Raw genomic sequence first — 13,313 nt, forward strand, 5'->3', positions numbered from 1 at the left:
ATCTGTTCTGAAAATTCCCACTTAAACATCATCTGGTGGCGCTGCAGTACACAGCATGAATGTCTATAACCCTTAAATGAAATTCAGATCCTTGTTTCCTGCACAGTACCCTACAATTTGGTTCAAATCCGTTGACTAAACTGCATTAGTTGGACTGGACCCCGGCTTGTGTTCATCGGCCAACAATATCAATTAAATTGCCATTGGCATCATATCTATACTGATACTCTTGGCCAGACGGTAGTTTAATAGATTTGATACGTCCTGAAGCATCGTAGATATATACAATATTTTCTAAAGGATCGTCATTTTCTAAAGGATCGTCGTTCAAATTCCAAACGCCAATTAAATCTCTTGCATGATTTAAAGACATTGGCTGATACATATAGCTCCGGACCTCATCCCCCGAAAGGGCTCTATTCCAAATCCGGAGATGTGAAATCTTCCCACTGAAATTATAGCCTTCCTCTGCAAAGCCCGATATATATGCCGATGAGGAAGCAGTTTTTGCCACTGTTGCTTGGCCAATTGCTTGACTAATATTTTGCTTGACTCCGTTTATGTAAAGCTCATTATTTACCGGATCGGGTACTCCGTTATAAAAAACCGCTGCTACATGTACCCATTTCTGTTTTAACTCATCCCACGGAATACCTAACACATTACTTTCAAAAGTATTGAAGCCAAAATATCCGTCCGCTAAAAACAGATCATATTGAGTTTGCCAACTAAATGGCATCTCGTAGTTCCCTCCGTCCCAATACATCCAGAATTCTACCGTCGTCTTGCTGCCTGCAGTTGCATTAATGGGTAAGCTATCTAGACTAATTTGGCTTGTCCCATTAAAACTTTTGAAAATTTGCGGTTCGTCAATGAGTTCCCATGCCCCTACTAATCCATTCTGCTCACCTATAAGGAGAGTTTTTTGCATATTTTCCTTAATTTCTTTAGTGGTTAAAGCCCTGTTCCAGATTCTCAAATTAGCTATCTTCCCCTCGAACTTATAGCCCTCCTCTGCAAAGCCTGATATATATGCCGATGAGGAAGCGGTTTTTGCCACTGTTGCTTGGCCAATTGCTTGGCTAATATTTTGCTTGACTCCGTTTATGTAAAGCTCATTATTTACCGGATCGGGTATTCCGTTATAAAAAACCGCTGCTACATGTACCCATTTCTGTTTTAACTCATCCCACGGAATACCTAACACATTACTTTCAAAAGTATTGAAGCCAAAATATCCGTCCGCTAAAAACAGATCATATTGAGTTTGCCAACTAAATGGCATCTCGTAGTTCCCTCCGTCCCAATACATCCAGAATTCTACCGTCGTCTTGCTGCCTGCAGTTGCATTAATGGGTAAGCTATCTAGACTAATTTGGCTTGTCCCATTAAAACTTTTGAAAATTTGCGGTTCGTCAATGAGTTCCCATGCCCCTACTAATCCATTCTGCTCACCTATAAGGAGAGTTTTTTGCATATTTTCCTTAATTTCTTTAGTGGTTAAAGCCCTGTTCCAGATTCTCAAATTAGCTATCTTCCCCTCGAACTTATAGCCCTCCTCTGCAAAGCCTGATATATATGCCGATGAGGAAGCGGTTTTTGCAACTGTTGCTTGGCCAATTGCTTGGCTAATATTTTGCTTGACTCCGTTTATGTAAAGCTCATTATTTACCGGATCGGGTATTCCGTTATAAAAAACCGCTGCTACATGCACCCATTTCTGCTTTAACTCATCCCACGGAATACCTAACACATTACTTTCAAAAGTATTAAAGCCAAAATATCCGTCCGCTAAAAACAGATCATACTGAGATTGCCAACTAAATGGCATCTCGTAGTTCCCTCCGTCCCAATACATCCAGAATTCTACCGTCGTCTTGCTGCCTGCAGTTGCATTAATGGGTAAGTTATCTAAACTGATTTGACTTGTTCCGTCAAAATATTTGCCTTTCTTATCTTCATTGCTACCTTCAGCATAAGATAATCCATAGAATAAAATCTGAGAAATAAGTGCTACAATGGAACATAAAGCAATCATTCTTTGTTTACTCATATCTAATGTCCCTCGCTAATTAAAGATTTTTTTAGTTCCAAGCAGGCTCCAAACATAATCTTTTTGCGTATCCTTCCCCGGTCGTTGTACTATCAGCTACCACTCTTAATCTGATTTTTTTAGTTTTGGGTTGGGTTACAAAACGAGTCGCTCCTTGGAACCATACGCCATTTAATTCTCTCGTAATTGAGACTCCTGGCCCATCGACCAGTAAATTATTCATCTCATCGTACTCCATCCAATCAATATAAAATGACCCTGCCGATAGATTGCTTCTTAACCAACCGCTTAAAACATAGGATTGATTAGGTACGACAGCTATAAAGTCCGTGAAGGTCGCTTCTCCACTAGTAATAGGCACATCACTTTTAAAATAAATACTGTTATTTTTGGAATCACTCGTTTGAACAACTTTCATATTGGGGCTAATTGTCCAGAACTCTCCCTGATTTAAAAAATCAGGATTCTTAACCCCTTGCACCAATTCAATATCGTCTACATAACCAATACCTACAGGATTTCCATCGGCAACGACTCTAACTATTAATCTCGCTGTCTCTGATGTTGTTGTGAAAGTAATAACTCCCTGGTTCCATTGCCCACTACTACCTTTAATTGGTACACTCGCTCCATCAACTAATAACTTCCCATTAGCATCGAACTCCATCCAATCAATATAAAAAGAACCGGCTGATAAATTGTTATTTACCAATCCCGATAGTGAGTATGCGGTGTTGGCCTCTACAAGTATTTCCTCGCTATCTACAGTCGTCGCTTTTAGTCCACCGGCTGATTGAAATTGGATGATCGAATGGTGCTTATCGTCCCCAGCAACCACACTCATATTCGGTCCGAAGTTCCAATGTTCCTGACCATGCTCAAATCGCGAATTATTTAATAAATTTACAGACAGATATTTTTCCAATACATTCCCGTTTACATCATATGTAAAGTCAACCCGATGCCCCGTACTCATCTTCTCAACGATTAACCGTCCGGAAGCATCATAAATGGAACTAGAAGTTTTCGAATATGGGCTGGTTACAGTAATCTGCTTAACTAACTTTTGTCCAAACCAAGTAACCCCCTCCTGAAGCATTTGCCAATCACTTGTATAGATTCCTGAAGCATTGGGTGCAGTCATGGTAAAGGTAAAATTACAGGTTTGTCCTGTTTGAATATTTTGCTCCTGCGGTAAGTACTGTCTGGCATTTACGAACGGATCACTATCCCCCACTCCGCCGAGTCGATACATTTCTTTTTCCGACCAAGCACTTTCTCCATCATTTCTCACCGTAATTGTCACTGTATATGATTTTCCTGTTATCATTGAGTCAGGGATTGTATCTTTTATAACAGTCGCTCCCCGAGCCGGTAAAATTTCAACAACCTTAATTTTCTTCTCCAATACAGCCCCAAACCATGTCACGTTTTCCTTGAGCATTCTCCAATCTGATATGTACTCGCCCGTGGTTAATGGGGCCTTCATATTGAATTCAAATACATAATAATCTCCAGGTTTCACACTCTCCCCGATTTTTATAAAGTGCCTCCCATTTGCGAATGGATCGGGATTGCCTACGGCTCCCAATCGAATAAAATTGGATTCAGACCAAGTTTGGTTACTATCGTTTCGAACGGTTATCGTAACCGGATATTCGGTTCCTTTTCTCATAGTTTCAGGTATGGTATCGGATATTATGGTGGCCTCTAAATTATCTGCAAGATTAACAATATCAGTTGCACTAGTCTTGACATTAGCATTTACGTTATATGCAAATAAAGAACAACTAAGAAAAGATAGGAAAAGTACTAACATAAACGAAGACAGTTTTTTCACTTTAACTTTCATCATATCTTTTCCTCCAAGATTAGTTACTTCTAACAAGACCAAAGACTTAAATATAATGGATTCTTAATGTCACGAGTATGAAGTTTATTTGATCTTATAATCAATGACCGGATTCCACCTTGTAGCATCGTACTCTATATTTAGATTTTGATTTAGAACAAAACAAATGGTGTCTCCCATGTTCACATCTAGCCACAGGTCATGTTTAACTCCCACGGAGTCTTTCCCTTCAATCAATTGCCACCCTGAACTAGGCCAGATTTGTTGATTATTTTTCATTATCTTTACTCGAACACCATCACCATCCTGGTTAACTGGATGCTTAGACACATTTCCTGTTACATGGATCGTTCCGCTAAAAGGAGCTTCCCATTTTAACACAGTATCCTCTCCATCAGGGTGTAGCCATTCCTCCGATATCAAACTCCAGGGATTAGCTCCTTTCCATCTGCCTGTGGTTGCATCCCATATCATATCCTTATATTTGGTTCCGTCCCATGTTTGGTAATACCAATTGCCCGTTCCTTGATTTGGACCAAATGCAGCTGCAAAATTACTGAGATAATAATCAATTGTCGGATCCCATCTCGTTGCGTCAAACCCATTATTCAAATTTTGATTTAAGATGAAATATATAGTGTCCTCCGCACTCACGTTTAGCCATATATCGTGATTAACCCCTACTGGGTCTCCCCCTTGAATGAGTTGCCATCCTGAAGCAGGCCAGATTTGTTGATTATTCTTCATTATTTTTACTTTGACACCGTCTCCATCGAGGTTAAGTGGGTGTTTGGATACATTTCCCGAAATATGAATTGTTCCGGAATAAGGTGCCACCCATTTTAGGGCGGTATCTTCTCCTTCCGGGTGTAGCCATTCCTTCGTCACTAAGCTCCAGAAATTGTTCCCTCTCCATCTACTTGCTGTTGCATCCCATATCATGTTCTTATATTTGGTTCCGTCCCATGTTTGGTAATACCAATTGCCTATTCCTTGATGGGAACCAAAAGCATAGGATAACGTATTTAGGTTGTAATCAATAGTCGGATCCCATCTCGTAGCGTCAGATACAATGTTTAAATTTTGATTTAAGATAAAGTAGATTTCATCTCCTGCGCTGACATTTAACCATACATCATGACTAATACCTGCTGAGTCTTTACCTTGAATCAATTGCCATCCTGAGCTAGGCCATATTTGTTGGTTATTTTTCAATATCTTCGCCCGGACACCATCCCCATCCTGATTAACCGGATGTTTGGACACATTTCCTGTTATACGAACTGATCCTGTATAAGGGGCCACCCATTTTAACACGGTATCTTCTCCATCAGGGTGCAGCCATTCCTTCGTCACCAAGCTCCAGGTATTTGCTCCTTCCCATCTGCTTTCGGTTGTATCCCATGTCATATCTTTATACCTAGTCCCATCCCATGTTTGGTAGTACCAATTCCCCCTACCTTGTTTAGATCCGAATGAATAACTTTTTATAAATGTAGCGGCTTTTCTTTTGTGAGATACAATACTACCATTTGCATCATAGAAATATTCGTAGGACCTGCCTGAATCTAAAGTCACGCGCGTTAACCTTCCATTTGAATCGTATTCATTACTAGTAGAAGCACTTGCCATACTATTCCAAAAATTTGATAGAATTAATATTATAGAAAAAACGCCAATTAATCCCACTCTTCGGTTCATCGTTATTTTCCTTCCTTATATTAGTTATCAATAATACTATATATTGGAATGTAAATATTAGGCAACTCCTTAATTATCTTGAATACAAGTCCTATCTATGTGTAATTGAGAAAATATTGAAATCACTCTAGCCTGGTTTACTTTTATTAATACACAAACCACAAAAAAAGAACGCTCATCTCTGAACGTCCTTTACTGCCCTTCCTCTACTCTGAACCAAGCTTCTATCTAAAAAATCTTCTTCTTATCCCGGTCATCCTTCAAAATCTCCACGGATTCGCGGAACCGCAAGCTGTGCACGATTTCCCGCTCGCGCAGGAACTTCAGGCCGTCCTGCAGGTCGACGTCGTCGGTCATGTCGATCAGCCACTGGTATGTAGCCCGCGCTTTTTCCTCGGCCGCGATATCCTCGTACAGATCGGCGATCGGATCGCCTTTGGCCTGGATGTAGGCGGCTGTAAAAGGAACTCCCGAAGCGTTCTCGTAGAAGAGCGCCCGGTCATGGGCCACATAATGGCTGTCCAGGCCGGCGGCCTTGAGTTCCTCCACGGTGGCGTCTTTAGTCAATTTATAGACCATGGTAGCGATCATTTCGAGATGCGCCAGTTCTTCGGTGGCGATGTCGTTAAGGACCCCGATCACTTTATCCGGGATCGTGTACCGCTGATTCATATAACGCAAAGCGGCCGCCAATTCACCGTCCGCGCCGCCGTACTGCTCCATTAACAGCTTCGCCATATGGATATCGCATTTGCCGACCCGAACCGGATATTGAAGCTTTTTCTCATAGATCCACATTGCTTCGTAGTTACCTCCTTTAGCTCTTTAAGTGCAGGCGGCAGGTTTTTATACCTGCCATGGCCACGGGGCCTGCGACCATTCCCACGGATACTTGGAAAAGGAGCGGCCAAAATTTTGCAGCGGCCCGTAAAGTTGCTGAAAATGATTTGCCAAATGCGTCCGCTCCTGGGTTAACTGGTTGAACTGCTGGATTGCAGCCAAATCGTCCGGATGGGTATCGAGATAAAGGTTCAGCTCGACAAGCACGAAATCCAGTGCCTGAAGCTTCTCTAATAACGCGTAGTACTCCGGATCGCAATGCGGTTTGGATGTGGAACTCATTTCATCACCGTCCTTTTCCCCATCTGGATTCATAGGGACTGTACAATGCGGGCCACAACGTGCCATGTCTCAAAGCTTCCTGCGGAGTGAACTGGGGCCAATTAGGCGGCTGAAAGCAAATAAACAAATGCGGCGGGGTGCTGTAAGTTTTGCATGTTATGGGAGGGCATGGATCGCATGGGCCGATAAATGGGGCAAAAGATTGCTCATTCGGAAAACTCAATCTTGACTCCTCCTTCTAAGGGGTTCCATATCTGCACGGGACAACTTAGCCCCGGCATCCTCATCATTAACATATGACGTTCGCCCAGTTTCTGAACCCGATTTCCCGGGAAGACATAAAAAAAACGTCAGATCTTGTCCGTAAGATCCAACGTTGGCCACATTCGGATTGCTTCATCCACTGATTAACATAGAATGCCTGCATATCCGCATGTATTTCGCCATCCCCTCTTGGATCGGCCTAAATTCCTGCAGATTTGCATCTTTTGCGGGATGGAAGGGTGCTTGCCACCTTAGTTACCGTGGGCTTAACACGGATTTTGATGTCTATGGGCTTGAGCCTGCGTATGTACCCGAGTACCTTACTCCAAATCATAGTTGAAGCAGCGGATAACTCCCTAACGTTACGTTAAACCTGACATAGCTGCCAGCCTTTATGAGACTTATTCGCCGATTTTAGCAGCGGCGTTGCGAACTGGGTCTGATAGCCGCAGTTTCTCTAGCTGCCCGCCGAATAACGGCCTTTTGGGCCGTTATTTTGGCCCGATTCGGCTCCACGGGCATAATAGCGGTCAAAAAGGGCCTTATTTACCTTGTGCAGACCCCAAATCAGGGTTTGGGCCGCTTTTTTCCAAAAATAAGAGCCTAAACAGCCGCTATTCAGTTCCAATGAGCCAATTTCGACAAAATAGCGCCTTAAAAGACCCTTATTCACCTCCCCTACCTCAAAACGGAGTTGGCCGCTGACCAAATTGCTCGAGTTTAATTTGTTTAATGCAACTCGGGTGGGTTTAACCCCCTCTTATTTATCTCGGAGAATAAATCCAATGACTAATAGCATATTTTGTCGGTTTTTAAAAAATATCATCATCGCAGCTACAATCGCGTTCATCCCCCTCCCCCATCAACAAAGTACAAAAAAGCGCCAGATCTTGTCCATTTCAAGATCTGACGCCTCTTCCCTCTACTCCCCCGGTTCGAACTCCTGCTGTCCCTTGTCTGCGGGTTTTTCCTTCGTAATCTTCACCCGGGTGATCCGCAGGCGTCCCGCTTCCGCCACCTCAAGGGTGACGTTTCGGACGACCTTCTTCTTCCCTTTAACCGGCATGCCGTCCAGCTCTTTGAACAGCCAGCCGCCGACGGAGTCCACCTCGTCGTCTTCGATGTCGATGCCGACCAGATCGTTGACGTCCTCCAGCAGCATGCGCCCGTCGACCGAGTATACGCCATCGGCCAGCACTTCGACCTCAGGCAGCTCATCTTCAAATTCGTCATGCAGGTCGCCGACGATTTCCTCCAAAATCACTTCGACGGTCAACAGCCCGGCCGTTCCGCCATACTCGTCCACCACCAGGGTGAGTTGGGAGTGTTTTTTCTGCATCAACCGGAGAACATGGCTGACCTCCATCGACTCGGGCACGTTCAGAATCGGACGCACCATCTCCTCCAGCTTCAGGGGGCTGTCCGACTCGGGAAGCAGCAGGTCCGTAATATGCACGAACCCGATAATCTGGTCCTTGTCCTCCACCGCGACCGGATAGCGGGAATGCTTCGTTTCCGCAACAATCCGCATATTTTCCTCCCACGTCAGGTTCGTGTACAGACAGTCCATGTCCGTGCGGGGCAGCATCACTTCGCGGGCCAGCATGTCGGAGAAATCGAAGATGTTGTCCATCAGCTTCATCTCATCTTTGTCGATGACCCCGCTCTTGGCGCTCTGGTTCATCAGGATGCGGATCTCCTCCTCGGAGTGGGCCGCTTCCCCCTCACCCGCCGGTTCGATGCCGATGGCCCGGAGCATCGCGTTGGCCGCCGAATTCAACAGCCAAATGACCGGCAGAAACACCTTATAAAAAAACAGCAGCGGAGCCGACAGCCACAGGGAAGCCGCTTCGGATTTTTGAATCGCCAGCGACTTCGGCGCAAGCTCACCGATGACGATATGTAAAAAGGTGATGATGGCAAAGCCGACCGCAACCGAAACGGTAGAGATCAAAGTCGGATCGGACACGCCCATTTGATGCATCAGAGGCTCGATCAACAGCTCCGACACCGCCGGCTCCCCGACCCAGCCGAGTCCCAGCGAGGCCAGGGTAATTCCGAGCTGGGTCGCCGATAAATAAGCGTCGAGCTTCTTGTTGACTCGCAACGCGTAGACCGCGCGGCGGTTCCCTTCGCTCACCAGCTGCGTCAACCTGGATTGACGCACCTTGACGAGCGAGAACTCCGCCGCCACGAAGAAACCGTTCAAGAAGACCAGGATAAAAACGATCAAGAGATTCATAATGAGCTTGCCCCAATGAAACTCGGTATGTCCGTCAATGATGGCGTAGTGCATGTAAATTGCCCTCTTTTCTATAATGTGATCGCTTTGCGGGATTTGAAATCGATGTCTTTGTAATACATGTCGGCGACAAGCAAATTCGGCCCGCAGCAACCCGCTGCATCGCAGTGGCAGTTTACTTTTTGATTCAAAGGATGGTTGTTCAGCCAGTCGTCAAAAATCGCATCGAGCCCCGTGTCCATCACGTTTCCAAACGCGGGAATAGCCGCGAAATCCGTCACGTACACATCTCCCGTGAACATATTGACGTTCACCCGGTTGCGGCCGTCCGGATCGTTTCGCACCGTGACGTTCGGCTCCCGGCGCAGGCGCCGCAGCAGCTCGGCATCCTCCGCGTTGCCGTTGCAGGCGAAGAACGGGAGCGTCCCGAACAGCATCCACACCTCGGGGTCCCGCGCGTCCAGCAGGGAGTGAATCGCCCGGCGCATATCCGCAAGCGGCAGCACCGGCAAGCCTTCGGCGAAATCGGCCGCGTACATCGGATGCACCTCGTGACGGCGGCAGCCCATCTCCAGAATCAGCCGGTGGATTTCCGGAAGCTTCGCATGGGTCCGGTAATTGATCATCGATTCGGCGGAAATAAACATGCCCGCCTCGCTTAATCTTGCCGCGTTCTCGATCATTTTATGATACATGCGGTAAGCGACGTCCGGATTCACCGCATGCCCGCTGCGCGCAAAGCCCACTTCGTGAAAATCCCGCTCGCTCGTGTAGTTGAACGAAATATGCATCACGTCCAAGTAAGGCAGGAGCTTCTCATAGCGCTCATAGTCGAGCGTAAGATTGGAGTTGATCTGCGAGCGGATCCCTCTCGCCTTGGCATACTGAAGCAGCGGAACGATCACCTCGTCTACGGTTTGTTTACGGAAGGTCGGCTCCCCGCCCGTAATGCTGATCGTGCGCAAGTGCTCCACCCGGTCCAGGGCATCCAGCATCACCTTTAGCGGAATCATGTCCGGCTCTTTCATCACCAGGCTGTCGCCTACGGCACAGTGCTCACAGCGCATATTGCACAGATTCGTCACCGTCATTTCCACGCTCGTCAGCACATGCCGTCCGTATTCCCTCAGCGAGACGATCGGGTCCCACGGGTCATTGCTTGGCGTAATCTCCAAGTGCCTGCTTCTATTATGGTTCTCTAAATTCAACATTTACTCACCTTATTTCTTTTATTAACCTAAAAAAGAAGAAAATGCACCCGAACCGGTGCAGAATCTTCCTGTGATAGGCTTGCTAAGGAATCGGCCGTCAGACCGTCTTCTCCGTTTTGTTCTCCATTCCGTCCACCTTGGTAATGACGATGGACAACTGACTCAACAAATCCAGATCGTATGGCGATTTCAGCTCCGCGCCGTAGGGATCCGTAATAACCCGGATCACCGGTCGGTGCGGAATCTCCTTATGAATCTTAACCACCACGCCCTGCTCTCCCGTGCTTAACTTCACGGTCATGCCAAGCGGATAGATGGCCACATGGTCGCGGAACAATTCCAGCTTGGACTTCTCGTACCATTCTCCGCAGCCCGTGTACAGCACTTCCAGCGCTTGATCGGGGAGCATGGCCGGACGGTAGACCCGATGGGTCGTCATCGCGTCATAGGCATCCGTAATCGCAATCCAGCGGGCAAATTCGGAAATATTCTCCCCTTTCAAACCGCGGGGATAACCCGTGCCGTTGATCCGCTCATGGTGCTGATATGCACAGTGTGCCGATTTTAACGGAATTCCCGGCTCATCCTTGAGCATTTGAAAACCGATCACCGGATGCAGCTTGATCTGTTCGAACTCCTCATCCGTCAACCGCGACGGTTTGTTCAGCAGGTCCAGCGGGAGCTTCGTCTTACCGATATCGTGAAGCATCGCGCCCAAACCGAGCAGCGTCAATTCTTCCTTGCTGTACCCGTAAATTTGTCCGAGCAAAAGCGTATAAACGCATACGTTGAGCGAATGCCGGTATAAATAGTGATCCATGCTGTTGATGTTCATCATCATGATCATGGCATCTTCGCGGGAACTCAGATCGTCCATAATGGATTCCACGAGGCCCGTAAAAGTCTTGCCCATATAAGGGTAAATAAGTCCTTTCATCGTCGGCTCCGTCAGCTTCCGAAAGCTGGTGCGGATTTCCTGCAGCGCCTTCCGGCGGGTCTCGTCTTCAATCAGGTCCTGAATGACCACATCCTCCGTCCGCGCATCGGCCACATAAACATAATCCAATCCGTGGGCCCGCAAACGGCGGATAATCGCTTCGCTTAACTCAGCATTCTCCGACAGCAGAATAATTCCATCTTCGTTGTATATCTTTTTTCCGAGCTTCATTCCGGGCTGTAAGGAGCTCACTGGGATAAGGCGCACAAAAAACCACTTCCGTCTCTCATTGTTTGCTGTTTCTCTAAGTAGTCAAGGGGTGATGAAAAAACTTCTATTTATTATAGAATAGATTACCGTAATAGGAAATGCTTACAGCGTCTAATTCGCACTTTTTTTCCACCTTGGCAGAAAACAGGTTTCCACCGCTCCCGTCGTCTGCAGTTCCATCCTCAACAGATCCCGTAAAAAATCCGGAAGCATATACTCGGTCCCGGTCCCGTTCTTCAATCGTTCATACCCGATCCCGAACGTAAACATATCCAGGGTTCCGACCAGATAGTCTTTATCGGGCTCAACCGGAATTCCTTGGACACGGGCTTCGATGATCTTATGAAAAGGCTCGGCTTCCGCCTCATACCTAATCTCCATTCCGTCCACGCAGATGCCGCCGAGCACCTTTCCCCGGAAGCCGTATCCGTAAACCGCCTTGTTCGCCGTTTCATCCAGCAACGATTGCTCCAAGCTGTACAAAATATCCTTTCCTTTCAAACGTATCCGGCAAGGATTGATCGGAGAAGGGCAGCGCTCATGCAGCATGCCTTCACTGATTTCCCCCGCGGGGAGATCCATCAGCAATTGGCCGCTGTTCACGATGGCCAGGTCCGCTCCGGTGTATCTTCGCACCGCCTGTGCCAGCAAGTTGCCGAACGGCGATTCTTCGGTATAGCCGATCGGCAGCGGCCGATCATTGACCGCGACGGTTCGGTCCAAGCGCCGCTTGGCTCCCAGCTTGTGAATGGAGATCGCCTTCTCGATACGCTCATTGGCCGCCCCCTCCCGGACCGGAAGACAATGACCCTCCACCATCATCGGTCTGCCTGCGGGTGCGGAACTTTTGCGGAACACGATTCGGCCCAGGTACTGTCCGAATTTTCCCGCCGCCGTAATCGCGGTGTTCCCGACCCATAGCGGCTCCTCCAATAAATGATGGGTATGACCGCCGATAATCAGATCGATGCCGGAAATCGATTCCGCCAGTTCTTTATCCATCGGTAGACCAAGATGGGACATTACGATAACGAGGTCGACCTGAGGCCGCAGCCGTTTTACCGACGCCGCAATCGTAATGCGGGGGTCCAGAGCCTCCACGCCCAGCAGCTTGTAAAAATCCGGGTAAGAAGCGGTAGCTCCCACAAGTCCTATAGTGAACCCCCCACGGCGGAGAACAAGATGCTCCTTCGCCCATTTTGGAAGTTCTCCCGTGGCGAGATCGCGCAGATTGCCGCACACCACGGGGCACAGCAGCCCCGCATAAGCCTGTGCCAGCAGGTCCGGGGTGAACGTCAAACCTTCATTGTTCCCGACCGTGATCGCATCGTAGCCGGTCAGGTTCAAGATATCCACATTCGCCTGCCCCAAGGTTCCTTCCGTTTCGGGGGCGGCCCGATCCATATGATCCCCGATGTCCAGCAACAGCAAGGAAGTATCGGGAATGCCGCGCTGCTCGTCAATCATACCGGCGATCCGTCCCATCGCCCCGAAGTGGCTATGCAAATCATTGGTATATATCACGGTTAGCGTTTCCTGGTCCGTCTCCGGCAGCATGTTGGGCCTCCTTGTTGTCATAAAATTGACGCAATACTGACACTTAATTATAAAGAATATTATATACCTTACGTTTACGTATTGTCTTCCTTATATGATATATT

11 protein-coding genes are annotated in these 13,313 nt (G+C 47.3%); all 11 read right to left on the minus strand.

What is annotated here, in order from left to right; all coding sequences use genetic code 11:
* Window positions 1-172: 172 nt before the first annotated feature.
* Window positions 173-2,053, minus strand: coding sequence for a LamG-like jellyroll fold domain-containing protein (locus LBW89_RS01820; protein ID WP_225038291.1), 1,881 nt, complete (start codon window positions 2,051-2,053; stop codon window positions 173-175).
* Between the two features lie 31 nt (window positions 2,054-2,084).
* On the minus strand, window positions 2,085-3,908 hold the full coding sequence (locus LBW89_RS01825; RefSeq protein ID WP_225038292.1) for an NBR1-Ig-like domain-containing protein: 1,824 nt from the start codon (window positions 3,906-3,908) through the stop codon (window positions 2,085-2,087).
* A gap of 81 nt (window positions 3,909-3,989) precedes the next feature.
* On the minus strand, window positions 3,990-5,606 hold the full coding sequence (locus tag LBW89_RS01830) for an RHS repeat domain-containing protein (RefSeq protein ID WP_225038293.1): 1,617 nt from the start codon (window positions 5,604-5,606) through the stop codon (window positions 3,990-3,992).
* Between the two features lie 228 nt (window positions 5,607-5,834).
* Window positions 5,835-6,404 carry a manganese catalase family protein gene (locus LBW89_RS01835; RefSeq protein ID WP_148450561.1) on the minus strand — a complete coding sequence of 190 codons (570 nt, stop codon included), beginning with the start codon at window positions 6,402-6,404 and terminating at the stop codon, window positions 5,835-5,837.
* A 48-nt stretch (window positions 6,405-6,452) separates the two neighbouring features.
* On the minus strand, window positions 6,453-6,728 hold the full coding sequence (locus LBW89_RS01840; RefSeq protein ID WP_148450562.1) for a spore coat protein CotJB: 276 nt from the start codon (window positions 6,726-6,728) through the stop codon (window positions 6,453-6,455).
* Window positions 6,729-6,732: 4 nt separating this feature from the next.
* Window positions 6,733-6,951, minus strand: a complete 219-nt coding sequence (locus LBW89_RS01845; RefSeq protein WP_148450563.1) for a spore coat associated protein CotJA — start codon at window positions 6,949-6,951, stop codon at window positions 6,733-6,735.
* Window positions 6,952-7,449: 498 nt separating this feature from the next.
* Window positions 7,450-7,665, minus strand: a complete 216-nt coding sequence (locus LBW89_RS01850; protein ID WP_225038294.1) for a hypothetical protein — start codon at window positions 7,663-7,665, stop codon at window positions 7,450-7,452.
* 249 nt (window positions 7,666-7,914) lie between these two features.
* On the minus strand, window positions 7,915-9,288 hold the full coding sequence (locus LBW89_RS01855; RefSeq protein WP_263638978.1) for a hemolysin family protein: 1,374 nt from the start codon (window positions 9,286-9,288) through the stop codon (window positions 7,915-7,917).
* A 17-nt stretch (window positions 9,289-9,305) separates the two neighbouring features.
* Window positions 9,306-10,445: a radical SAM/CxCxxxxC motif protein YfkAB gene (yfkAB, locus tag LBW89_RS01860; protein WP_148450566.1), complete on the minus strand. Its 1,140-nt coding sequence runs from the start codon at window positions 10,443-10,445 to the stop codon at window positions 9,306-9,308.
* A gap of 97 nt (window positions 10,446-10,542) precedes the next feature.
* On the minus strand, window positions 10,543-11,649 hold the full coding sequence (locus LBW89_RS01865; protein WP_213507539.1) for an HD-GYP domain-containing protein: 1,107 nt from the start codon (window positions 11,647-11,649) through the stop codon (window positions 10,543-10,545).
* 114 nt (window positions 11,650-11,763) lie between these two features.
* A complete protein-coding gene (locus tag LBW89_RS01870; RefSeq protein ID WP_412066981.1) occupies window positions 11,764-13,206 on the minus strand; it encodes a bifunctional metallophosphatase/5'-nucleotidase in 1,443 nt (480 codons plus the stop codon).
* Between the last annotated feature and the right edge of the window lie 107 nt (window positions 13,207-13,313).

This window comes from Paenibacillus sp. alder61, from assembly GCF_020179875.1.
In the GTDB taxonomy this organism is placed as follows: Bacteria; Bacillota; Bacilli; order Paenibacillales; family Paenibacillaceae; genus Fontibacillus; species Fontibacillus faecis.